The sequence below is a fragment of the Christiangramia fulva genome (assembly GCF_003024155.1).
In the GTDB taxonomy this organism is placed as follows: domain Bacteria; phylum Bacteroidota; class Bacteroidia; order Flavobacteriales; family Flavobacteriaceae; genus Christiangramia; species Christiangramia fulva.
The window spans coordinates 2,198,313-2,223,057 of the sequence record NZ_CP028136.1 but is presented as its reverse complement, the minus strand read 5'-3'; the positions used below and the strand labels follow the sequence as shown (position 1 = coordinate 2,223,057).

The following is a 24,745-nucleotide window of genomic DNA, read 5'->3' as shown; positions in this document are numbered from 1 at the left end:
TAGAAATATAAAAGAATTTAAATGTAAAAAATACACCTACAACTTTACTAAACTTTTATTAAAACGACAAGGTTTTTACGAATTACCTCTGTTTGCTATCGGCAAACCAGGAAACCTTTAAGAAATTATAGCTTTCTCAATCTGGAAAAAACTCCTTGTTTAATAACCCAGCAAATGTTCTGAAACTTAAGAAATGAAAAAATATCCTCTTGCCTATCCCTTATCCATTCTATATCTCTTGTTTTTTAAAAGTGAAAACTTTAAACGAACACATGAGATCAAGGGTTAGCCAAAAGCTTAATTTTTAGAAATCAAAAGGATTATTTTTTATCTCTTTTTATTTCTAAAAATATAACATAGATCAACACTTGGTTATTACCCATGATACTTTCCGCAGTCTTCGGGCAACATATTATAAATTAAGATTATTCGTCATGAATTGATCCATATTGACATTTATCAATCTTCACTTGTTCTTATTTATGTACTTTCAATAAGCATTAAATTATTGGGACACATGGAAAATTTTATTTCATCCTTGAAATTTCGAAATTTAGTTCCGGAAGAAATAGAAAAGGTTCTTGATAGATTGGTTTTTAGGAAAAATCAAACTGTTTTTATGGAAGGTAGTACACCCCTTGGTGTTTATATTTTATATAAAGGGAGCATATTGATTTTTAAATTAGGTAGCCAAAAAGAACAGGTTCTCAGAATACTTCAAGAAGGTGAAATGTTCGGATGTACAGATCTTATCCTACAAAAAAGATTTGGCTCTTCAGCGCGGGCAATTTTAGATTCCATTGTTTTCTTTATGCCTAAAAATCTCTTTATGGAGCTGCTAAAGTCTGATTCTGATTTTAATCAAAAGATAATATCACAGTTTGCTAATGAAATAAAAAAATTAGAGGAAAAATCGGTCAGTCTTGCTTTCAAACCCGTTAGAGGACGTTTAGCCGATAGTTTACTTTTCCTAAATCAGAAAACCGAAAATACAGACAAAAAAATATACCTCTCGCGAAAAGAGCTTGCTGGTTATACCGGTACTGTAAAGGAAACGGTCAATCGCTTGCTATCTGAATTTCGTAAAGAGAAATTAATATCTATGAACAGAAAGGAAATAAACATTCTAAATCAGGATCACCTGCAAAAAATAAGTACAATGTATGAATGAAGCTCCTCTTACTGACGATTATTTTTCGCAATCACAATTCAATTACAAACAAATTGATGATTGACCCTTATATACGGGCGGTATCAATATAGAACCAATTCATAGCCCATATTTAGCAGAAAAATACCCAGAAGAAATAGAAGTACGTAAAGGAATTGGAAGAGTTTTACATTCATATTTAGCAGGAAATCTGCCAATTTCTGTGGGATTATGAACAATAATAAACCCATTGCCAGGCAGGTCCAGCCAAGAAGGCTTATAATGGTCGTCCAGGACGAATTCCATTCATTATAAAAATGGATGCTCAACAAGCCTATTATAAAAGCGAGGAATGCGGTAATTAAAGAGAATTTGGAGTCTTTAAAATCGGTGAAAATCTGTTGAATCCTTTGTGGTTTAATGCTCAAAACCACAAAAAATATGAACAGGTACCAACCCCAGAGCTTGGCCAGTATGAAAGAAGTTTCCATAACGAACTGTTTTACTTATTAAATGAACTACTTATACACTCCCCCAGCGATAGAAATTTCGAACGTGCGCTTTAAATTGTTTATCAGATAATTTATCAGTTTTCTCCACTGTTTTTAACCTGGTCCATAAAATTTTGTTTTTTCTTTCCAGTCGATGGGTAAACATTCGGGGAATTTCTCCCGGGCCGAAAACGGCGATAGCCTCGGCTTTTCGAACTGCTTCAATGACCTCATCGAAATAGGTGTTCAAATGATTTTTTTCTTTTTCTTCTATCGTTTTAGCCGAAAGCACGTCCTGTGGACCGCCCCATTTCATTGCGGCCCTTGAAAAACCTTTATGTTTAAAAAAGTGAAGATGGGAAGAAATGGTATTTAATCTTTCTTCTTCTTCAGATATACTTATAATTTTGGCATTTTTTCGATCTATCCAAATCCCTATCTTTTTCATATCAAACTATATTAAATGAAGCACCGCTAAAGAGGATAATCCCATTTAAGCTGAATTATTCTCTTTAACGGCTTTTTTAGTTTTTTTAGAGGTAATCGCCGTATTCATTCATTTTTACTCGTACGATTTTATCTCCATTCTCTAGTTTTAGTTTATATTTTTTATTGATCCCGCCCTTGTCGTAAAAAGAAACCAGATAGATATCTTTGGTGATAGTCCAGCCGGGGAATCTCAGTGCTACGGCATCTTTAATACCTTTTGGTAAATTCACGTCTTTGTACTTTTCAGCGGTTCGAAGCAATTTACCGTCTTTATCGTAAGCGGCGAGAACTTTACCCTCTGGGATATAAAAACTAATAATATACTTATCATACTCGTCCTGATAGAAATCAGAGCTTTTCAAATCGTAGTTAGCCACCATTTGCTCTAAAGTTTTTACAGGAATCGATGCAACTTCTTTGCTGTTAACATTGGTCAAATATTTATAATTTGTCGCGTAAACAGTCACTTCTGATAATTGTTCAGGTTTAGTTATCTGAGAAAACATTGGATTGGCGAGTCCAATAAATAATAGGCCAAGAAGCATTTTTTTCATAATTTCTACTAATTATATTGAATAATGAATTTAAAATCTTGATTAAAAATATCCCATTAAATATTGATTAACAATGATTTAAATCATCGTTGAAAATTCATAAATTGTTTCTTCTGATAATTATTGAACACATCATTGCCGGTGAATTAAGGAAAGATAGTTGCTAAGAAGAAAGGTGAAATTTAGCCAGCGATCTTTCCATCTTCAAGAATAATGGTACGGTCGGTTTTTTTAGCGAAATCCTCGTCATGAGTGACGATAAGAAGTGAAAGCCCTTTTTCTTCCTTTAAAGATTTGAGAATATCAAACAGGTTTTCAGAGTTATAACTATCAAGATTACCGGTGGGTTCGTCTCCCATAAGCAGCAATGGTTCATTTATTAAGGCTCTCGCCACAGCTACCCTTTGCTTTTCACCTCCCGAAATTCGCGAAGCTCTGTTTGAGGCAAGATTCTCTATATGCAAGGATTTAAGAATATGTATGGCATCTTCGGTTATTTCTTCGGAAGTTTTTAGGCCCAGTTTCTTTGCTGGTAACATCACATTTTCCAATACACTGAACTCCGGTAGCAAATAGTGAAACTGAAATACAAAACCTATCTGTTTATTCCGAATATGGGCTAACTCCCGCTGATTTTTTCCGGTTATCAATTGTTCGTTCAAAAAAATCTCCCCGGTATAATCGGTATCCATGGTAGAGAGAATATATAAAAGCGTTGATTTACCAGAACCCGATTTTCCCATGATCGTGGCAAATTCACTTTTATGCACCTCCAGGAAGATATCTTTCAATACATGAAAAGCTTTGTTCTTCCCGAAATACTTATTGATATTTTTCGCTTCCAGAATCAGGCTCATAATTATTAATTTCCACGTATAATTCTTACCGGGTCTATCTTCGCGGCTTTTTTTGAGGGCAAATATCCCGCAATGAAGGTGCATATTAAGGCAAAAGTGATCCCTATAACGTAATGACCGGGATCGTAATTGATGGGGTAGGTCGTGATGGTAGGCAGAGCTTCTGTATGAAACCCAATATTATCGATGGTAAGGGAAAGTGCATAACCAATAAGAAGACCCGTCACCCCTCCCACCACACCGATGATCATAGCCTGGCTCATAAATATCTGCTGCACATCACGCCCCGAAAAACCTATGGCCTTTAAAATGGCAATGTCATTCATCTTTTCATAAATAAGCATATTCAGAATATTGTAAATGCCAAAACCCGCGACAATGAGAAGTGTGATAGATACCGCATAGGTAATCAGGGTACGAATGTTCGAACCGGTCTCAAACTGCGCATTCATCTCGTTTATATCGCTTGCCGTCACATCGAATTGTTTTTCCAGGGAATTTGCCATAGCAGGCGCTTCTGAAATTTCTTTGAGTTTGATGTTGATATCTGTAATATAATTCTCGGCTTCTCCCAAAATTCTTTGAACGGTTTTCAAATTAGCAAAGCTCTGGATGTTATCGATATCGGCGATCCCGCTTTGATAAATCCCCACAATTTTCAGAGGAAACTGGTCTCCTTTTACGGTACTGATGATCACCCGGTCTCCTGCCGAAAGAGACATCTTTTTGGCAATTCCAGCACCCAGTAAGATTCCGTTCTCAGTATTTTTTAGATCCATATAAGTTCCCTGAACGATGTAATCCTGGATATTAGACAGTTTTGCTTCCTTTAAAATATCAACACCTATAAGATTCCCGCCCAGTTCTATGGTTCCCGAGAGGTAAAATATTTGGGCTTTTAACTGTGGTGTCGCCCCCAGCACTTTTTCATTATGTTCCAGGTAGTTTATTATTGGGAGGGCATTATGGATCTTTCGCTGGTTTTGTTTCGGTTTTACCGAATGGATTATAGGAACCGCCTGTTTAAAGGCATCATATAAGTCTACAGGCTGTTCTTCGGTAGGTTTTATCTCGTTATAAAGGCGTACATGGGGTGTCTGGTTAAGAATAAGGCCATCCAGCATATCATTAAGGCCAGTCATAAAGCTTACCAGTGTTATATACCCACCAATTCCAAAAATTACTCCAATAGTTGCCGTAACCGTAGATTTCAGTTTAGTGGTAAGATGCGTTTTGGCAATTTGCAATATTACATTCCAGCCTTTCATTGTTCGGGTTTATAAATTGTTTCATCCTCCTTTAAACCCGAAAGAATTTCTACCTTTTCAATATCCTGAAGTCCGGTTCTAATTTTTCTAATTCCATCATCGGTAAGCACATGATCTGCATCTATGAGGTATTCTTTCGGAATGGTTAAAGCATCCTTTTTTTCGGCAATAAGTATGTTTGCCTCACCTGCAAGGCCGGGATATAATTTAGGTGGAGCCTCATTGAACACCGCCTCAATTTTAAAAGTTTGGGTTCGTTCGTCTTTAGTAGGATAAATTTTATGAATCGTCCCTTCAAATACGCGCTGGCCGTAGGCATCAAGGGTGACCAGAGTTTTTTGCCCTTCTTCAATTTTGACAATATCGGTTTCATCAACGAGCATTTCAATGATGAATTTATCTGCTCTGCCAAGTAGCGCAACAGGTTCAACCGTAGTTACCAGTTCTCCGGGATTCTTATATAGCGCATATAGTTTCCCGTTAATATTGCTGGTAATAGTGAACTCTTCGGCGGTAAATTCAGAAGATCTGTAATTGTTTAGAGCCTGCTGTACCTGGTTTGAAAGCTCTTTTCGAGTACGTTCATACTCTTTTTTTAAAAGCTGAAGGTTGTTTCGGGAGAGTTCATAGGCAAGCTTGCGGTTTTCAAATTCAACTTTTGAACCTATCTCCTGTTCCCAAAGCGTTTTCTGTCTTAAATAATTTACCGAGTCATTGTAAAATGAAAGACTGGCGGCCCTTATTTCCCTTTCCAGGGAATTTAGAACACTATTATTCCCGCTGCTGTTTTCCTTCGCCAGTTCAAAAGAGAGTTTTGCATTTTCACGGCTAAGGGCGGGTTTCAAATTGATGAGTTTAAGTATGGGAGTGCCTTCCTGTACCAGAGCACCTTCTTCTAAAAGGTTTCGATCCAGGATCGCCACCACGGTGGAATAAGCCTTATAAAGACTGTCTGGCTGAATGGTAACTGAAGAATATACCGATTCCACCAGATCGGCTTTGACCGGCATAATTCCTTCCTTTTTATTAGAACAGGAAAGCAGTAGAAAAAAGATGAAAATATACCTCTTCATGAAAATGAATTCTATTCAAAATAAATCAAAACAAACGCATAAAAGTATGAGCGAAATCATTTAACCGAATGAATTCGAGGCCATGCTATGATAATTAGTAAACCGCAAATTCAATTCTCGCTGCCGCGAGTTTTGAAAAGAAACTAATATCGTGAATACTCTTCCTGGAATCTACAATTATATCGAGGCCCATCCATAATAAAAACCATCCCAGGGGTTCAAAAACCCTTAGTAAAAGATGCCAGGAGAATTTATCTTTATTTATGTAGGTAAGATATTCGGTTGTGAGCATAACCAAAATCCCCAGGAATATGTACAAAATTCCCTTGTAGATGGTTTCTTTTCGGCTGCGTAAAACCTCGTTCCTGCGAGCTTCAAAGAAATTAGATAACCGTTTTATCAAATCTTTTTCCACCATTTCCTGTTTCTCTTTCCCCGGCAGTAGAATTCTTAACACTGAAATTTTTTTAGGATGGTCTTTGATCACCTTTCTGATTTGTATAATAAAATCATCAGACCACATCCTTTTTGAGTACGGACGCGGGTCAAAATCGGAAAACATATCATCATAAGAATCTAGCCAGATCTGTACGATGTTTTCTTCAGCTACCTTAGGTATTTGACCGGTTAAATGCATGATATTTTATCCATATTTCATTTCAAATTTATCGCTGAAAACTTTTCCGGGAAATGACTTTTATCAGCACCGGAATAAATTTCACTCCCATTTGCCACACATATAAAGCATAGACTATCATTGATATTTATCATTTAAAAAGGCCTTGATTTAATGTACTTTCAAGGTAACATAAGAGATTTTCAGCTGGGATCTGAAGGTGGAAATTATGCAACACTTGAATTATGAAGGCAATGCTGTTAAAAAAGATCGTTTCCATGGATACAAATTCAAGTCCGCTGAGTTTGGAAGAATTGCCAAAACCATCACCTGCTCTAAATGAAGTGTTGATAAAGATATCGGTATGCGGGATTTGCCATACAGAGCTTGATGAAATAGAAGGCAGAACTCCACCGGCATTTTTTCCCATGGTCTTAGGCCATCAGGTGGTTGGAAGCATTATTGAAAATGGGGAAAAAGTTTCTCCTTCGATGATCGGGCAACGAGTGGGAGTGGCTTGGATCTTTTCCAGCTGCGGAAATTGCGAATTTTGTCATTCCGGACTTGAAAATTTATGTTCAGATTTTCAGGCTACAGGCCGCGATCGTTTTGGAGGTTACGCGGAATATATGGTTGCTCCCAAAAAATTTGTCTATCCCATCCCCGATTCAATATTAGATGCTGAAGCAGCTCCACTCTTATGCGCAGGCGCCATCGGAAAGAGATCCCTTTCCCTTTCAGGACTCAAGAACGGCCAGAACTTAGGATTAATGGGATTTGGAGCTTCTGGACACCTGGTGCTGAAAATGGTAAAACATTCTTTTCTTGATTCGGGAATCTTTGTTTTCTCAAGAAATAAAGAGGAAAGAAAATTCGCCATAGAGCTTGGAGCCAATTGGGCCGGCGATATTTCAGAAAAATCACCTGTAAAAATCGATTCCATAATAGATACCACTCCCGCCTGGAAACCAGTCTTAAAAGGTCTTGAAAATTTGCAAAATGGAGGCCGACTGATAATCAACGCAATACGAAAAGAAGATATGGATAAGGAATTACTGCTTCAGCTTGATTACGAAAAACATCTCTGGATGGAAAAAGAGATCAAATCGGTTGCCAATGTCACTGCGCAGGATGTAAAGGATTTCCTGAAGATTGCCGCAGCTTCGGGTATCAAACCCAATTACAAGGAATACAAACTGGAGGAAGCCAATAAGGCCCTTTGCGATCTAAAAAAAGGAAACCTGAGAGGCGCAAAGGTTTTGCGAATTTCATAATCATTAAAAATTCAGAAAAATGGAAACTATTCAAAAAGATAAGGTAAAGATTGATCTGGGACGCATAAAATTAGATGGTATTTTAACCGTACCGCCTTCCCCAAAAGGCATTGTGGTGTTTTCACACGGGAGCGGCAGCAGTCATTTAAGTCCGCGAAATTCTTATATAGCTGGAAAGCTGAATTCTCACAAATTCGCAACTCTTCTTTTTGATCTTTTAACCGAGGGAGAAGATATTCAGTTTAAAAACAGGTTTGATATAGAATTATTAACCGACCGTCTCCTCCAGGTTTCAGAATGGCTTAAAGATCAGGCGGCGACCATCGATCTTCCTTTAGGATTTTTTGGTGCAAGTACAGGAGCCGCATCGGCTTTACGGGCATCAGCCTTAATGGGAGAAAAAGTGGAAGCGGTGGTTTCAAAAGGAGGACGGCCAGATATGGCTGGAAGCGTTTATTTAACAAAAGTAACTGCACCTACCTTACTTCTGGTTGGCGGAAAAGATGATGTCGTTTTAAGTTTAAATCAAAAAGCACTTCATGAAATGAACTGTACCAAAGAATTAAAAATCATCCCTGGCGCCGGGCATCTCTTTGCCGAACCTCATACCCTGGAACGCGTAGCTGTTTTAGCCTCTTTATGGTTCGACAAATTTTTAAATTAAGGCCATGTTTAAGAACAGGCAGGAAGCAGGGAAACTGCTCTTCGATAAATTAAAAAATTACAAAGCTCAAAATGCGGTAATTCTGGCGATACCCCGCGGGGGACTTCCAATTGGAGTCATACTAGCCAAAGAACTAAAATTGCCTTTGGAAGTAGCTTTGATAAAAAAAATTGGCCATCCGCTCAATAAAGAATATGCCATTGGAGCTGTAAGCCTTAATAATATCATCCTGGATAATCAGGCAGCCGATATTTCACTGGATTTTATTTTAAATGAAACAAAACGATTGAGAGCTGTTTTGACAGAAAGAGAATCTGAATTCTACAAAAACCGTAAACCCCTGAAGCTAAAAGGTAAAATAGCAATTATTGTAGACGATGGGGTCGCTACTGGAAACACAATTTTGGCAACCGCCCAACTGGTTCATGAAGAATCTCCATCAAAAATAATTATTGCGATACCGGTTGCTCCGATGTCCACGATTTTAAAGCTTTCCGCTTCAACTTATATAGACCAAATAATTTGCCTGGAACAATCTCTTGATTTCGGTGGAGTTGGTGAATTTTATGAGAATTTCGACCAGGTTTCTGATAAAGAAGCTTTTAGGCTTTTCAAAATGTTCAATAATTCGGAAAGTATTTAATAATCTTATTCCACATTTAGAGTGAAGCCTTTTACTAATTCTTAAAAATGGGATTTTTCAAAATAGACCGATTGGGTAAAAAAACAGTAAGCGGGTTCGAAACCCGCTTTATCCAAAGTTTTCCGTTTCTGGAAAATTTTAAACATCAAATTACAGTTATTTCAGCCTCATCTCCTGACCGATGTCTTCGGATTCTAACCTAAAAACTTCTTTTTTGATCCCGACATATACGCCTGCGTACATGAATTTCAACAAACTGATATGAATTTAGATTCGGTTGTTACCAACCTGCTTTTTATCTCTTATTTGATAAACTAAAGATAACCTAAAAACTATTTGATTCCAATAACATTCATTTCTAAAAAAAGTGATTTTTGTCACTTTATTACAGGATCCTCTGTTTTTAAACTTACTTCATAATTTCTTGTTTACTAAGTACAACCAGTAGCACCTATAAAAAGAAAAGAGGGAAATTCATCCCAATTTTTCTCTTTTCTTTTAGGCTTAATAAACCTCCGAAAACCTAGGTATTAAAATTCCCATTAAGAAAATGAAGATGAATTAACCGTGCCTGAAGATGGTTTCTACCTGCGTGCCAATTAAATTTTTTTAAGCTATGTTTCTTTAAACATCTATACTATAAAGTTGATAATCAGCGTATAATTTCACCAGCGCCGCGACTGACCACGCCTGATGAATGCATCCTTTCCCATGATGAGGCTCCAGACCATCAAAAATTTCCGAAATGCAATAAAGGCCATGGTCATGATAAAAATGTTCTTTTATGGGAGCCAGTTCCTTTAAAACGTATTTTTTATTTTTTAAGTTCTCCCCATATATTTGAAAATAAGCACGGAAGTATTCGTATATCAAAAACGGCCATACTGTTCCCTGATGATAGGCATGATCCCGCTGCCATTGATCCCCTTTATAAACTCCCTGGAATTTTGAATCATCCCTGCTTAAAGTGCGAAGGCCATAAGGAGTATAAAGCTTTTCTTTAACAGCTTTAAAGATCTTTTCTTTTTGGTCAAAATTCAAAACGGAAAAGGGCAGGCTCAGACAAAAAATTTGATTAGGACGAAAGCTATTATCGGTAGAGACACCAGGATTGATTACATCAAAAAGGCTTCCTTCACCATTAGTAAAGAAACGTGTAAAATTCCTTTCAAAAAGTCCAATCAATTCCAGAAATTTATTATCAATTTCAGAATGTAATAAGGAGGCAAAATATTCATATATTTTCAAGGCATTATACCAAAGAGCGTTGATCTCAACAGCGCAGCCATTTCTGGGAGTAATAGCAATGCCGTTAATTTTTGCATCCATCCAGGTTAGCTGAGTGCTAACATCGCCCCCATACAAAAATCCTTCCCCGGTTACATGAATATTATACCGGGTACCCTTAATGTGATAATCCAGAATTTCTTTTAAAGCCGAAAAATGATTATTCACAAAGTCCAAATCACGGAATTTAGTGTAATATTCATATAAGACCACAAAGAGCCATAGCGTCGCATCTATTGTATTATAAGGTATTGAATCTGAATGGTGATCTGGAAATCTATTAGGGATCATTCCCCGATCAATATTTTTAAAAAATCTGTTCAGAATAGATTTTGAGGCGATTTTATTTTCTCTCGCTATGGTCAATCCCCGCATAGCAATCATAGTATCTCTCCCCCATACTTCGAACCAGTGATAACCGGCAATTATGGACTTATATTCTGATTCTGGCTTCTGCACTAAAAATTGATCTCCGGCTTTTAAAAGATCCTGGTAAAATCTACATTCATTTTCCGGGTAGAGATCATTAGTTGATTGAGGTATTAGATCGGAAATTTTTTTCCCCGAAAGTTTATCATCATCGGTAAAACAAATGGTCAGTTCTTCGTTGGGATTGATCGTATATTTCAGGAAACCTATGCGATAATAATCACAAACATAATCCAGGCCTCTTTGCTCATTTACGGGAAGTAAGACGTTTTTGTACCAGCTTCGAGCTTCCATATAATTTCCATAGTTCCAAAAAGTATAGATCGCTTTACTACCATAAAAGGGATATGTTTTGATCATTTTTGAACCGTATTCCGTATAAAAATCGAAATAGCTGTTCTCTCGAAAAACCATCTGATGATCAGAACAGGAATATAATGGATGAATTTCAAAAGAAATTGGAATGTCGCTCTTGTTTATATATTGGATCAAAGTGGTATTGGATCCCTGAAGCATAAAAATATTTTTCTCCAGTTTCCACTCCTCATTACTGTATACCCATTTTGGATTGGGATTGACCTGGTAAGATTTTAAAAATTGGGTGCCATCAGGATGTATGACCCCAGGATATTTATTGGAAGAAAGATCGAAATATTTTCCATCATGAAAAATTCGTTCTTCAACTTTGGCCACGAGGACTTTTCTATCGGCCGGCGGATTTAAAGAAGCTACCAAAACTCCATGGTGGCTTCTCGTATTGGCTCCTGAAATTGTGCCCGAAGCATAGCCTCCAATACCATTGGTTAATAACCATTCCTTACTGAAAAGATCGTCCCGCCATTCATAATGGTCCCCGGTAACCAATGTGCCCAGAAAATTTTCAATTTCCAATGTCGCCTGATCTTTTGAAAATCCTGAATCTATAGCGTACCTATAAATTAAGCTGTGTTCCAACTCATTAATTCCATAACCATTCTGAATACTTCCTAAAAAGTTCCGAAAAGCCTTTTTACGTTTCCTCGCACTCCAAGAAACTTCCACATCGTAGCGGCCTGGATTTGCAAAAATAAGATTGACTTTTTTTTCGGGAATATGTAAGGTTTTAGCCAGTTTCTTTAGGACCTCTGGGGATTTTTTTTCGCCTATGCCAGCTATCTTGACAATAGATGCAAAATGAGCTTCATTGCTATCAGGGACAGATTTAATGGAGGAAAAAATAGACATGCATAGCTTATTAAATTAATTCTATCTTTTTGAAAATGTGAATTATACTTCCCTTATACAGGTAGACCAGATATTTTTCCTTTTATTCCTGGTCCCTATATTTTCCTGTCCATTCCAGGTCTTTGATTCGAAAAACGATAGGTATCTCCTCTTTGATTATTCTGGTAGAAAACTCACTGATGGCGTGAAGTTCCCTTTTCTCCTTTTTAGCAATAAGCTTCTCAACTCCCAGGGCAAAGGCATGCAACAAATATTTTGCCTCTGTTTGATGAAGCTCTTCAAATTCGCCATGGACCAAAACTGATCGCCAATGATCAATAGATTCAATTTCATCAATTTCCAGTGAAATGAATTTATTCTTTCTTAAAGCCTTCAATTTTTGACCTTTACCTGAATAGCCAATAACCGAGTTATTTTCCTCGCTATAGAAATAGGTAATGGGTACGACAAAAGGTCTTTTTTCAAATATATACCCTAAACGACCCACATAATTATTTCTCAGCATTTCCAGACATTGCTCATTATTTAAATCTTTTCTCATGATTTTAAGGTATTACTGAAACAATTATATCCACTTTACTAATGGGAGGTTCCTTCTTTTCGTTAACAACTTATTCTTTGGAAAAAAACGCATGTCGTAATGAAAAGCTCCGGTAAAGGATGCGGTAATTTCACCTTTATAAACTGCCTGAGAGTTATCTTCTGAAATCAAAGGCAATTCCTCTATATTTCTAATTCCATAATTACCATTTTCCAGATGTTTAACAAGAACCAATTCAACGCCAATTTCTGAGGGCGGAATTTGACCCAGATTCAATACAACTTCAGCCGAGAATATCTCCCCTAATTCCAGGGAACGGCTGGTATCTGAAACCTGAACGCTTACTACAGAAATTTTCGACCATTCTTTATTAATCTTTTTTGTCCAATCGGTAAATTTTTTTGTTAGTTCATAATTGTTCTCCTTCATTTGCCTGGTCTGATCATACATATTCTCATAATAATTAGTTTTATATTCCTTCAACATACGTTTAGTGGTAAATTGAGGTGTTATATATGCAAAGGAATTTTTTATCCGATCAGTCCATTTTTCGTTTATATCACCATCGGTAACGCTAAAAAATTCCGGAATAATTTCGTGCTCAAGAATATTAAATATGGTTTCAGTATCTAGATCATCCTGATCTTTTTGATTTTCATAAAGTTGTTCCTGGGTAAGAGCCCAGCCTGCTTCCGGCCTGTAAGCTTCAGCCCACCATCCATCCATAACACTAAAGTTGAGAGTGCCATTCATTGCTGCTTTCATACCACTCGTTCCGGAAGCTTCATTTCCCCTTTGTGGAGTATTTAACCATACATCTACCCCCTGTACAAGCAAACGAGCCAATTCCATATCATAATTCTGGATGAATAGGATCTTGCCTGAAAAAATAGGCTGTTCGGCTACTTCTATAATTCTTTTTATCAAGGCTTGTCCCTCTCTATCGGCCGGATGAGCCTTTCCTGCAAAGATGAATTTCACCGGTTTCAAAGGATTGTTGACAATTTTGGAAAGTCTTTCCATATCATTAAACAGCAGAGTGGCTCGCTTATAAGGGGCGAAACGTCTCGCAAAACCAATGATAAGATCCTTTTCATTAAAAGAATTAAATATACCGTACGCTCTAGCTGGTGGAAGATGACGACTTCTGACTTCATTTTTTAATCGGGATTGAATTCCCTCGATCAGAGCTTTCTTTAATTCTTTTTTTATTTCTGCGACTTCCTTAGAAGGAATTTCCCTGACCTTTGCCCAATAGTTACTATTTGAGGTATCTTCCAGAAAATTGGGATCTAAATATTTTTTGAATAATTCTTGCCATTGCGGAGCCGCCCACGTTTGGTAATGAACACCATTGGTAACGTTATTGATCTCCAGTTCCTGCTCGAGCAAGCCTTTCCAGAGAGGTTTAAAAATCCTTTGGGTCACCTCGGAATGAATTTTACTTACAGCGTTAATCTCGCCAGATAACCTTGCCGCGAGATAGCTCATGGAAAACTTCTCGTGAGGATCAGAAGATTTAAGCCTGCCAAGACTTAAAAAACGTTCCCATGCCACGTTAAGAGAATCTGCCAGATGAGATTGATAACTTCTAAGTAAATTTTCCTCAAACATATCCTGTCCGGCAGGAACCGGTGTATGGGTGGTAAAAAGAGAAGATGCTTTCACAAATTGTGTAGCTTCCTCGAAGGTCAGATTATCATTCCCAACCAGTTTCATAATTCTGAATAAACTCGCAAAGGCAGTATGGCCTTCGTTGTAATGATAGAGATCCGGATGAATGTTCAATTTATCTAACACCTGTAGCGTCATGGCTGCAATTAAAAGTTCTTGTCGCAGCCGGTTTTCATTATCACCGCCATAAAGCTGGTGAGTAATTCCTTTATTTTCATCACCATTTTCAGGAATATCAGTATCAAATAAATAAAGGGGAATACGGCCTACTTCTAATTTCCAAATTTGAACGCTCACCATAGGTCCTCTCAATGGAAATTGCAGCACCAAACGATTTCCTTTTGAATCTGTCACCGGAGTTATGGGCAGTTGCGTAAAATGCAGTTTATCATATTCAGCTACCTGTTCGCCATGTAAGGTGAGCGATTGTTTAAAATACCCATACCTATAAAGTATTCCAAAGGCAACCATATCCAGGTTCATTTCACTTGCTTCCTTAAGAAAATCACCTGCCAGAATTCCCAAACCACCGGCATAAATTGGAATGGATTCATGCAAACCGTACTCCATACATAAATAAGCTATTTTTGGGCCGGTTTTATTCTGGCTCAAGGCCATATACTCCTGGAAATTTTGAAAAATCTTCCGAAGTTTTTCCATAAAGCCGTTATCTTTTTCCAGTTCCAGGAATCGCTGATAAGCTAAAGAATTAAGCAACGTGATAGGATTTCCGTGCACCTTTACCCATAATTTAGGATCGATAGACCGAAATAGATCTTCAACTTCAGCATGCCAGGTCCACCATAGATTTTTACACAATATTTCCAGGGGTTGGAGAGCTTGCGGAATTTTAAATTTTACCATCGCGCTTTTCCAGATGGGTTCATTAGACTCGGCTGGTTCAACATAGGCGTGCGAAATCATTTCATAAATTCTTTTAAGCCCTTCTTCTTTTAACCTTCGTCTTTCAATAGCTACGGCATATACCTCGTAATAGTTACCAATAAGTTGTTTCCAAAGGAAATTTCTGGAAATTTCAAAGGCACTTTTTCTGACTTCTGATAATTCCTGTTCATTCTTGATACTAAATTCATAGATATGATTTGCAATTTGATCAACCACGGTTTGATCATTGTAATCCATACGCTCGATAACCAGCATCCCTTCTGAAGTGTCTTTGGAAAGGGAATTCACTTCTTTGCCAAATCCGGTTAAGGTAGTAGTTACCGAAGGAACCTGAAAGGACAGACTTTCTAAGGGCGTATACCCAAAAGGTTCATAGTAAGACGGAAAGACCGTGAGATCAAAACCGATTAAAATATCATAATAACTTTTATTAAAAACTCCATCTCTTTCATCCAGATAGATGGGAGCAAAAATAATTTTGACCTTTTTATCAGGACTATTTGTAAGCTTATTATTCTTTATTTTCTGGCAAATTGCATCATGGGCAAAATCCTGTAAATAATGAGTCAAAAAGTTAATATCTGCAGCTTCTTTATAGCCTTTACCCTGAAGGCAATCTAATACCTCATTCCGGGGGCGGGTATGTGCGGCAGGTACAAGTATAAAACCAATTATCTGGCGGTCTAACTTTTCATTTTGGAGCAATTCGGCGAGAGAATCCAGGAAAAGGTCCATCCCTTTATTTTTAAACTCATACCTCCCACTGGTGGCAACCAAAAAGCTATTTTCTGGTAAGGCAGAACCTGTTACACAAGAAGCTATCTTAATAAGATCTTTCCTGGCTTCGCTGCGTTTATTTTCCAAATCTTTTTGGGCAGGTAAAAAAGAATCATCAAAACCGTTAATGGTTACTTTATCTACAGCTTTTCCCAGTAATTGCTGACATTCCCGAGCAGTATTTTCACTAACGGTAGTAAAAGCATCTGCGGTAACCGCAGCCGCTTTCTCAAGAGAATGTTTAGCCAGGGTATTAAAATCTTTTGCTACCTGATCGCCATTATAAGTATCAAATTTTCCGTAAAATGGCTGTCCTGCACCACAAAGGGTTCTTCCAGTGACCGTTGCGTGCGTGGTAAAAATGGTAGTGACACCCTGAACTTCATTTTCAAGATATAAAACTCCCGCACCGGTCATCCATTCGTGAAAATGAGCGAGGATGTTATGTTTTCCCTGCAGGAAGAATTTTTTATAATCTTCAATTATCATTCCCGCACTATAACCAAATAATGCGGGTTCGATATAATCCCATCCCCCCTGAAGAGAATCCAATCTGTTTTTAGACCATAAATTGCTAAAAATTTGATCTTTCTTTGAGAATAATGGTGAGAAATCAACCAGGATCACAATAGGATTACTGGGGATATTCCACCGTCCAATTCTAATTTTTAATCCTTCCCTGTTGAATTGATTTTTCCATTCCCTTAATAATTCAGCTTCTTCTATAAACTCGGTATTTCCTTCACTTCCCTTATACAAATCTGGTCCAATTTGTATAAAATGATCGCCAAGATCTCCTTCCAACAATGGAGCTTTAGAGGCAAGAAAAGTATGTATACCTCCCACTTTGTTGCAAACTTCCCAACTAACCTCGAAGATAAAGTCAGGTTTTGAAAGGGTTTCTGAATTATTTTCCATTTTTTTAAAATTACCTGAATAAGCCTAAGATCCTTATTGACGCTATAGATAGAAATAAGGCCTGAATTCTTCCCTTTTGGTAATATTAAATTTAGGAAGAAGACAGGGGAGGAATGATGATATAAATCATTATTTAAAAAAGCTATAGAGCCCCATATGGTGTTAATCAGGATCTATTTCCTGAGGAAGGAAACCGCATAGTTTTCCCCAAAGGTTTTACGAAGATAAAAGAAGAAAAATACACCAATTTGCTCTTAATATTATCTTTTGAAGCGCGACTCTAACCAGAGAGGAGAATTGACCTCTAAAGGGCTAAACAGAAGCAAGCCGACTCTGAATTTTTAGAGGAACTGAAGGTCAAGGCAACAATTTGATGACATTATAATTTGGTGTTGAAGATCTGTGAACTAAAAAAGGTAAAAAACCTTTTTTAAACAGAAAGCCATAAAAAACATAAATCCCTGTAAATCAAAGTATTTACAGGGATTTGCTTAAAATTGAATTCTCTAAAAGTGACCTCGGCAGGATTCAAACCTGCAACCTTCTGAGCCGTAATCAGATGCGCTATTCAGTTGCGCCACGAGGCCTTTTTTGTACCAACTTTGTGTTTTACAAAGCGGGTGCAAATATATTGTTTATTTTAAAAACTGAAAAGTTTCAGGATAATTTTTGGCCTAAATAATTTCAGCGCTTAAACCCGCGTCCAGAAGTTTTGAACACCGCGGCTTCAAATCTTCGTAAGGTCCTGTTTTTACCGTACATTTACCTTTGTAATGAACCAGTAGTGAACATTGTTCGGCCTGTTCAGGAGTGTGGTCGCAGGCATAAATAAGTGTTTCTATAACGTGATCGAATGTATTATGATCGTCATTATACAAAACGATCTCGTTTTCTTTTTTCTCCTTTGTCTTTTCTTCTACCTTTTCTAATACTTCTTCTTTCGTGCTCATCTTCAATAATTTCCTTTCCAGTTCAAAGATAAAAATTAATTATAAAACCCTCAACGTGAAAACTTTGCAGCTACCCAATCATTCCTTTCAAAATTCTCGACAAAATCCAGTCCAACTTTCCTGCAGGCTTTTTTAATTACCGGAAGGTCGATCAGATAAAATCCACTTAAAAAAATCACGCCATTTTCGGTGAGCGTTTTTTCATATTCCGGCAAATCCCGCAAGAGAATATTTCTGTTGATATTGGCAAGAATGATATCATATTTTCGGTCTTTAATCAGTTCAACTCCGCCTTCTTCCACATTGATAAAAGTACATTCATTCCTTTCAATATTTTCGATCGTATTTAAATAACACCAGTTATCAATATCGATAGCATCAATTTGAGAAGCTCCTTTCATGGCTGCCAGAATAGCAAGAACACCGGTTCCGCAGCCAATGTCCAATACCTTTTTTCCTTCAAAATCATTTTTCAGAATATGCTGGATCATCATATGAGTGGTGGCGTGATGCCCCGTTCCGAAAGACATTTTCGGCTCTATGACGATATCATATTTCGCTTCAGTTTCGGGATGAAAAGGCGCTCTTACGCTACAAATTTCATCAACCAGGATAGGAGTGAAATTTTTCTCCCATTCCTTATTCCAGTTCAGCCTTTCAATTTCTGAAACCGAATAATTTATTTCAAATTCTTCCGACTGCAAAATATGAACACCTGTTAAAAGGTCATCTTCATACTCTTCTACTGGAATGTAAGCGGTAATACCGTCATCATTTTCAACGAAACTTTCAAAACCCAAATATCCCAGTTCTGCAATGAGGATCTCTGAAGCCGGCTGCACCGGATCGATCTTAAACTGAAATTCCAGGTAATTGCCACCCATCTTAGAATGAATTTACGATCTCCACAAAATCTACCGCTTTTAGACTGGCACCTCCTATGAGTCCACCATCTACATCTTCTTTGGCAAAAATTTCTTTGGCATTATCGGGTTTTACACTACCTCCATATAGAATGGATGTATTTTCAGCCACTTCTGAACCGATATTTTTTGAAATCAATTCCCGTACATGCTTATGGATTTCCTGTGCCTGCTCGGGAGAAGCTGTTTCGCCCGTACCTATTGCCCACACCGGTTCATAGGCGAGAATGATATTTTTCCAGGCGCTTTTGGGAAGATTAAAAAGACTTTCTTTTAATTGCCTTTCCACAACTTCAAAATGCCTCTCACTCTTACGTTCTTCCAGTTCTTCGCCAAAACAGAAAATTACGGTCATCTCTTTTTCTATAGCCGTTTTTACCTTTTTAGCAAGTAGCTCATTCGTTTCCTTAAAATAGGCCCTTCGCTCACTATGCCCAAGAATGACAGTCTCCACGCCCACACTTTTCAACATATCAGCTGAAATTTCACCAGTATACGCGCCTTTTTCATGTTCGCTCATATTTTGAGCGGCCACAATCACCGGAGTATTTTTTAAAGCCTGAAAAACTGGATATAAATTAGTAAAAGAAGGGGCTACCATGACCGTTGCTTCTGGTTCTTTTACCAGTTGCATTTTGATATGACCTATAAGCTCTTCGGCTTCAGCAAGGTCGTTATTCATTTTCCAGTTTCCGGCTACTATATTTTTTCTCATTTTCTGAAATTTTCGAGGATTGGTTTGTTTTAATTTCAGGGAATTTTTCCCCTGATAACAAATATAATACAAGGAAGATTGAAAGCCTCTTAAACCGAAGCTAAACCTCTAAAAATTGAAAAATCCTGAAAAAGCTACCGAAATCATTTATAATTTTATATCGGAAGCATCATACCAGTGAACTTTTTGGGTGATAGTACCATTTTCGAGGGTGAGGATTCCTGGATTGGAACGCACAATGGTCTTTAAGGCCGTTTCATCAGTCTGATAAAATTTGAAGTTAAGGTTGTACTTTTTCCTGAGCTTCTGCTGAAGTTTTTCACCGGAAGCGGTTAGCCCCAACACCATATATCCTTTATCAAGGGCTTCATCGCTCAAACGCTTTATCTCTTTATAGCCTTCAAGCTCGGTTGATCTAATGTTATAAACAACGATCAGCAAAACTTTGGGCGCATTCAATACTTCCTGCGTTATATCCCCTTCTTCACCTTCGATGACAAAATCGTGAATTGGAGGGATCATATTTTCTTCAGACTGTTTTGTCTCCACTCCAATAAATTCACCATCAACCTGCGGATAGGCTCCATGATTGGTGATCACCTTTTCCTCACCATCAACTTTGAATTTCCAGTGGTAAGTTACCTCAGCTTTTCTCGCCTCTTCGGGTAATTTCATTTTCTCCGGAATATTATTTCCAACTTTATAAGGCCTGAAATCGAAAACCGGCAGATGCATCAGCACATAATAGCAAAATGCAAAACAAAGCATGAAAGAAGCAAAAATGATCCAGCGGTGCGATGCCGGTGCGAAAATAGGCGTGATATATTTCCTGTTAAAAAACAACACGAGAATGAACAGCAGCAAAGCCACATCTTTATAGAATGACTGCCAGGGCGTGAGAGGAATGGCATCGCCAAAACAGCCGCAATCTGTCACTTTATTATAGTATGCCGAATAAAAAGTCAGGAATGTAAAAAAGAGGATCATGAGCAACAGGCACCAGGTAGTGAATTTTGGCGCATAGCCTATTAAAAGCATGATCCCGAGCACCAGTTCAAAAATGACGATGATAATGGCAATTATTAATGCGAAGGGAATTAAAAACTGGATATCAAGTACCTGTTCGCTGAAATATTCCTGTAGTTTATACGAAAAACCTACGGGATCGTTGAGTTTGATAAATCCGGAAAAAATAAAAAGAACTCCAACCAGCACTCTGGCGATACCTGTAATTACCTTCATAATTTTATTTTCAAATTATTATAGTCTGCCAACTATAAAAGTCATTTTAATTATTTTTCCGCTCCTTCGGCCTCACTGAAATGTATCATCGCGAAAACCGAATAATTGATCATATCCTGGTAGTTGGCATCAATGCCTTCACTTACCAGGGTTTTTCCTTTATTGTCTTCAATTTGCTTTACACGCAGTAATTTCTGAATGATCAAATCGGTAAGGGAGCTTATTCGCATATCCCGCCAGGCCTCGCCATAATCGTGATTCTTATCCATCATCAGCTGCCTGGTTTCGGAGATTTTTTCATCATAAAGCCGGGTAGCTTCCTCGACAGTCAGGTCTGGCTGGCCGGCAATTCCCTTTTCCAGCTGAATAAGGGCCATCACCGAATAATTTATAATTCCTATAAATTCAGATTTCTCATCTTCCTCGATCTTTCTTACATCACTTTCCTGAAGTTTCCTTATGCGCTGCGCTTTTATAAAGATCTGATCGGTAAGCGAAGGCAGCCTGAGAATTCGCCAGGCACAGCCGTAATCTTTCATTTTATTCAAGAACAAACTGCGGCAAACTTCTATCACCGCATCGTATTGTTTGGAAGTATCCTGCATGAAGTAGATGTAATTTGCGTAAATTTCGGTCAAATATTTCAGATAGTCAAAGTTATTTAAAAAGCCCGTTTTTTCTATGTTTATCAACTGCAAAGGCACTCTTTTAGATCTTTCCGAACCCAAAGTCATGGGAATTATCAATATCACACCCGATTCTTTTTACAGCGGAAGCCGGGCAAATTCTGATAAGGAAATTCTGAAAAAATCCGAACAGATGCTGAATGAAGGAGCTACTTTTCTCGATCTTGGCGCATACAGCAGCAGGCCCGATGCAGAGGATATTTCTGAAGGAGATGAATTAAAAAGAATGCTTCCGAGCATTGAAATTATTTTAAAAGAATTTCCTGAAGCTATTTTATCCATCGATACCTTCCGAAGTGACGTTGCAAAAAGAAGTATCGAGGCTGGCGGTGCGATCATCAATGATATTTCAGCAGGCATTTTAGATGACAAAATGCTGAAAACAGTGGCTGATTTGCAGGTGCCCTATATTATGATGCATATGAAAGGTACGCCCCAAACCATGAAAGCTCAGAACCAGTATGAAGACCTTGTAGGTGATATTTTGTTTTATTTTTCTGAAAGAATCGCGGAAGCACGAAAACTTGGAATTAACGACCTAATTATCGATCCCGGCTTCGGATTCGCTAAAAACATCGCACAAAATTTTGAATTATTAGCTAAGCTCGAACTTTTTAAGAACCTGGAACTCCCGCTGCTGGCAGGACTTTCCCGCAAAAGCATGATCTGGAAAAAGCTCAGGATCGCTCCAGAAGATGCTTTAAACGGCACTACGAGTCTTAATACCATAGCTCTTTTAAAAGGAGCTTCCATTCTTCGGGTTCATGATGTAAAAGAAGCTTTAGAATGCATCAAATTAACCGCTGAAGTATCAAACTTATTTTAGTTTTTCTATTTTTACATAAAACCCCTGCAATTTGGACATCATAGATCTTCGAATTCTCGATATCCTGGATATTGTTTTTGTTGCCCTTCTCTTATACTACGTATACAAGCTGGTACGCGGTACGGTAGCCGTAAATATTTTTATAGGTATTGTAGTGATTTACCTGGTCTGGCTGCTAACAAAGCTGCTCCAAATGGAATTGCTCAGCAGCGTTCTTGGTGAATTTATAGGGGTTGGTGTTTTTGCGCTGATCGTGGTTTTCCAACAGGAAATAAGGAAATTCCTTTTAATGATCGGCTCTACCAATTTTACGCAACGGGGGCGCTTTTTCCGAAATTTTCGTATTAACAGGGAAGATTTTGAGACCAAAACAAATGTCGAAGCTATTGTGGGTGCCTGTGAATCAATGGGAAATTCTTATACAGGTGCTTTGATGGTCATACAAAAAAGCAATAAGCTTGATTTTGTTAAAAATACGGGTGATAAAATGTGGATTGAGCTAAATCAGCCAATTATTGAATCCATTTTCTTTAAAAACAGTCCGCTTCACGATGGAGCAATGATCATCGAAGATAATAAGATCACTGCTACCAGGGTTATTCTGCCGGTTTCTAATGACCGCACCATTCCTTTAAGATTCGGATTGCGCCACCGGGCAGCCGTTGGGATCACTGAAAAGACCGATGCACTTGCTGTGGTGGTGAGCGAGGAGACCGGACAAACTTCCTATATCAAAGACGGACAGTTCGTAATGTTTGAAACCATGGAAGAATTAAAGGAAAAGCTGAAAGAAGATCTTAACTAAACCGCTTCTTCAGCCTTAAACTGCACTTCATAAAGTTTGCGATAATAACCGTTATTTTTCTGAAGCAGGTCAGTGTGTTTGCCAATTTCAACAATTTCACCCTGGTCCATTACAATAATTTTATCGGCTTTTTTGATGGTAGCCAGTCGGTGGGCAATAACTATGGAAGTGCGGCCTTCGGTAATTTTCTCCGTCGCTTCCTGGATAAGCTGTTCGCTATAAGAATCTACGGAAGAAGTCGCTTCATCTAAAACGAGAATACTGGGATTACTAACATAAGCCCTAAGAAAGGAGATCAATTGCCGCTGACCCGAAGAAAGCATCGCGCCTCTTTCCTTTACATTATAATAATAGCCATTTGGAAGGGAGCTGATAAATTCATGAATCCCGATTTGTTTGGCCGCGTTGATGACATCTTCATCTGAAATTTCAGGATCTTCCAGGTTGATATTATTCATGATAGTATCGGCAAACAAAAACACATTCTGAAGCACTACCGCAATTTGTGCCCGTAAAGACTGGAGTTTAATGTTTTTTATATCGATCCCGTCAACACATATACTACCGGAACTGATCTCATAAAAACGGCTGAGAAGGTTGATAATAGTCGATTTACCCGCGCCGGTAGCGCCAACAATGGCAACAGTTTCGCCCGGTTCAACCTTAAAGGAAATTCCTTTTAAAACCTCTTCATCATCAACATAGCTGAAATGAACATTTTTGAATTCGATCTCCCCTTTAAGTTTTTCAATTTCCAGATCACCGGTATCTTCAATGGAAGCTTGAGTATCCAAAATTCCAAAAACCCGGTTTGCAGCGACCATTCCCATTTGCAGGGTATTGAATTTATCGGCAATTTGCCGTAACGGACGGAAAAGCATCTGCGATAGTTCAATAAAAGCCACAATAATACCCAGGGTCATGCCATCACCCGTGATCACCCTTAAACCACCAAACCAAACAATCAGGCCGATGGTTATTGAAGTTGACATTTCAGCGATTGGAAAGAAAATTGAATTATACCATACCGTCTTTACCCATGCTTTTCTATGTTTATCATTGATCTCTTTAAAATTCTCATATTCGGTTTTCTCGCGGGTGAAAAGCTGAACGATCTTCATTCCCGTGATCCGTTCCTGGACAAAAGTATTTAAATTGGCCACCTGTGTTCTTACTTCCTCAAAAGCCAGTTTCATCTTCTTCTGAAAAACACGGGTAGCATAAATAATAAACGGTAAAACGGTAAGTACCAGCAGCGTAAGTTGCCAGCTTTTATAGAACATCACCCCTAAAACGACCAGCATTTTTAAAAGGTCACTAATGATCATGAATAAGCCCTGGCTAAAGATACTGGCGATGGTTTCAATATCACTAACTGCCCTGGTAACGAGCCTGCCCACAGCCGATTTATCATAATAGCTCATCTTGAAATTGAGCATATGCCTGAATAATTTTACCCGAATATCTCGTACCACTTCCTGGCCAAGCCAGTTGGCATAATAGATAAAACTAAACTGGAAGATCACTTCAAGCACAAGCACTCCCATCATCAGACTTACATAATAGATAAGGCTGTCATAATCGGCTGGCAGGAGCGCATTATCTACAGTTTCCTGAAGAAGGATAGGTCTTAATACGCCGAATAAGGATAAAAGTACCGCTGAAATAGCAACAAAATAAAAAATACGCTTGTACGGATTGGTATATTTAAGCAGCCGCTTAAATAGATCCATATCGAAAGCATTTCCTGTTTTTGATGCCAT

At 38.1% G+C, this 24,745-nt stretch carries 22 protein-coding genes and 1 tRNA gene; 6 read left to right on the top strand and 17 right to left on the bottom strand.

Going from position 1 to position 24,745, the window contains the following annotated elements:
- The first annotated feature begins 517 nt into the window (after positions 1-517).
- The gene (locus C7S20_RS10075) at positions 518-1,171 is read left to right on the top strand and encodes a Crp/Fnr family transcriptional regulator (protein WP_107012360.1); all 654 of its coding nucleotides are present in this window, start codon (positions 518-520) and stop codon (positions 1,169-1,171) included.
- Positions 1,172-1,254: 83 nt separating this feature from the next.
- Here C7S20_RS10075 and C7S20_RS10070 read toward each other — a convergent pair whose 3' ends face one another.
- The 7 genes from C7S20_RS10070 to C7S20_RS10040 all read right to left on the bottom strand — a co-directional run bounded on the left by C7S20_RS10070 (position 1,255) and on the right by C7S20_RS10040 (position 6,519).
- A complete protein-coding gene (locus C7S20_RS10070) occupies positions 1,255-1,641 on the bottom strand; it encodes a hypothetical protein (protein ID WP_107012359.1) in 387 nt (128 codons plus the stop codon).
- A 31-nt stretch (positions 1,642-1,672) separates the two neighbouring features.
- The gene (locus tag C7S20_RS10065; RefSeq protein ID WP_107012358.1) at positions 1,673-2,089 is read right to left on the bottom strand and encodes a hypothetical protein; all 417 of its coding nucleotides are present in this window, start codon (positions 2,087-2,089) and stop codon (positions 1,673-1,675) included.
- Between the two features lie 85 nt (positions 2,090-2,174).
- The gene (locus tag C7S20_RS10060; RefSeq protein ID WP_107012357.1) at positions 2,175-2,684 is read right to left on the bottom strand and encodes a nicotinate-nucleotide adenylyltransferase; all 510 of its coding nucleotides are present in this window, start codon (positions 2,682-2,684) and stop codon (positions 2,175-2,177) included.
- Between the two features lie 182 nt (positions 2,685-2,866).
- Positions 2,867-3,541, bottom strand: coding sequence for an ABC transporter ATP-binding protein (locus C7S20_RS10055; RefSeq protein WP_107012356.1), 675 nt, complete (start codon positions 3,539-3,541; stop codon positions 2,867-2,869).
- 5 nt (positions 3,542-3,546) lie between these two features.
- On the bottom strand, positions 3,547-4,809 hold the full coding sequence (locus C7S20_RS10050) for an ABC transporter permease (RefSeq protein WP_107012355.1): 1,263 nt from the start codon (positions 4,807-4,809) through the stop codon (positions 3,547-3,549).
- Complete coding sequence (locus C7S20_RS10045) at positions 4,806-5,882, bottom strand: efflux RND transporter periplasmic adaptor subunit (RefSeq protein ID WP_107012354.1); 1,077 nt, start codon at positions 5,880-5,882, stop codon at positions 4,806-4,808. The genes C7S20_RS10050 and C7S20_RS10045 overlap by 4 nt, the downstream gene beginning before the upstream one ends.
- A gap of 94 nt (positions 5,883-5,976) precedes the next feature.
- Entirely contained in the window at positions 5,977-6,519 is a 543-nt protein-coding gene (locus tag C7S20_RS10040) for a hypothetical protein (RefSeq protein ID WP_107012353.1), read from the bottom strand.
- 224 nt (positions 6,520-6,743) lie between these two features.
- Here C7S20_RS10040 and C7S20_RS10035 point away from each other — a divergent pair, with 224 nt between their 5' ends.
- From C7S20_RS10035 to C7S20_RS10025, 3 genes are read left to right on the top strand one after another with little or no spacing between them, the layout of a single operon-like run.
- Positions 6,744-7,772: a zinc-dependent alcohol dehydrogenase family protein gene (locus C7S20_RS10035; RefSeq protein WP_107012352.1), complete on the top strand. Its 1,029-nt coding sequence runs from the start codon at positions 6,744-6,746 to the stop codon at positions 7,770-7,772.
- A 19-nt stretch (positions 7,773-7,791) separates the two neighbouring features.
- Positions 7,792-8,436 (top strand): dienelactone hydrolase family protein, encoded by a 645-nt coding sequence (locus C7S20_RS10030; RefSeq protein ID WP_107012351.1) that lies wholly within the window; start codon positions 7,792-7,794, stop codon positions 8,434-8,436.
- A gap of 4 nt (positions 8,437-8,440) precedes the next feature.
- Complete coding sequence (locus C7S20_RS10025) at positions 8,441-9,079, top strand: phosphoribosyltransferase (RefSeq protein WP_107012350.1); 639 nt, start codon at positions 8,441-8,443, stop codon at positions 9,077-9,079.
- Between the two features lie 624 nt (positions 9,080-9,703).
- Here C7S20_RS10025 and C7S20_RS10020 read toward each other — a convergent pair.
- The 9 genes from C7S20_RS10020 to C7S20_RS09980 form a co-directional block, all read right to left on the bottom strand.
- The gene (locus C7S20_RS10020) at positions 9,704-12,019 is read right to left on the bottom strand and encodes an amylo-alpha-1,6-glucosidase (RefSeq protein ID WP_107012349.1); all 2,316 of its coding nucleotides are present in this window, start codon (positions 12,017-12,019) and stop codon (positions 9,704-9,706) included.
- A gap of 82 nt (positions 12,020-12,101) precedes the next feature.
- Positions 12,102-12,560 carry a pyridoxamine 5'-phosphate oxidase family protein gene (locus tag C7S20_RS10015; protein WP_107012348.1) on the bottom strand — a complete coding sequence of 153 codons (459 nt, stop codon included), beginning with the start codon at positions 12,558-12,560 and terminating at the stop codon, positions 12,102-12,104.
- Positions 12,561-12,584: 24 nt separating this feature from the next.
- The gene (glgP, locus tag C7S20_RS10010; RefSeq protein ID WP_107012347.1) at positions 12,585-16,835 is read right to left on the bottom strand and encodes an alpha-glucan family phosphorylase; all 4,251 of its coding nucleotides are present in this window, start codon (positions 16,833-16,835) and stop codon (positions 12,585-12,587) included.
- A 513-nt stretch (positions 16,836-17,348) separates the two neighbouring features.
- Positions 17,349-17,422 (bottom strand) — tRNA-Arg (locus tag C7S20_RS10005).
- An 87-nt stretch (positions 17,423-17,509) separates the two neighbouring features.
- The gene (locus tag C7S20_RS10000) at positions 17,510-17,785 is read right to left on the bottom strand and encodes an ATP-dependent Clp protease adaptor ClpS (protein ID WP_107012346.1); all 276 of its coding nucleotides are present in this window, start codon (positions 17,783-17,785) and stop codon (positions 17,510-17,512) included.
- A 50-nt stretch (positions 17,786-17,835) separates the two neighbouring features.
- Entirely contained in the window at positions 17,836-18,669 is an 834-nt protein-coding gene (gene prmA, locus C7S20_RS09995) for a 50S ribosomal protein L11 methyltransferase (protein ID WP_107012345.1), read from the bottom strand.
- A 1-nt stretch (position 18,670) separates the two neighbouring features.
- Positions 18,671-19,423, bottom strand: coding sequence for a triose-phosphate isomerase (gene tpiA / locus C7S20_RS09990; RefSeq protein ID WP_107014181.1), 753 nt, complete (start codon positions 19,421-19,423; stop codon positions 18,671-18,673).
- Positions 19,424-19,570: 147 nt separating this feature from the next.
- Entirely contained in the window at positions 19,571-20,665 is a 1,095-nt protein-coding gene (locus C7S20_RS09985) for a BT_3928 family protein (RefSeq protein WP_107012344.1), read from the bottom strand.
- A 50-nt stretch (positions 20,666-20,715) separates the two neighbouring features.
- The gene (locus tag C7S20_RS09980; RefSeq protein WP_107014180.1) at positions 20,716-21,270 is read right to left on the bottom strand and encodes a DUF1599 domain-containing protein; all 555 of its coding nucleotides are present in this window, start codon (positions 21,268-21,270) and stop codon (positions 20,716-20,718) included.
- Between the two features lie 76 nt (positions 21,271-21,346).
- Between C7S20_RS09980 and folP the strand changes: the two genes are divergently transcribed.
- The gene (folP, locus tag C7S20_RS09975; protein WP_107012343.1) at positions 21,347-22,177 is read left to right on the top strand and encodes a dihydropteroate synthase; all 831 of its coding nucleotides are present in this window, start codon (positions 21,347-21,349) and stop codon (positions 22,175-22,177) included.
- Between the two features lie 31 nt (positions 22,178-22,208).
- Positions 22,209-22,982 carry a diadenylate cyclase CdaA gene (gene cdaA, locus C7S20_RS09970; RefSeq protein WP_107012342.1) on the top strand — a complete coding sequence of 258 codons (774 nt, stop codon included), beginning with the start codon at positions 22,209-22,211 and terminating at the stop codon, positions 22,980-22,982.
- On the opposite strand, the gene C7S20_RS09965 is transcribed toward cdaA, so the two are convergent.
- Positions 22,979-24,745 carry an ABC transporter ATP-binding protein gene (locus C7S20_RS09965; protein WP_107012341.1) on the bottom strand — a complete coding sequence of 589 codons (1,767 nt, stop codon included), beginning with the start codon at positions 24,743-24,745 and terminating at the stop codon, positions 22,979-22,981. The two genes, cdaA and C7S20_RS09965, sit on opposite strands and share 4 nt — an antisense overlap.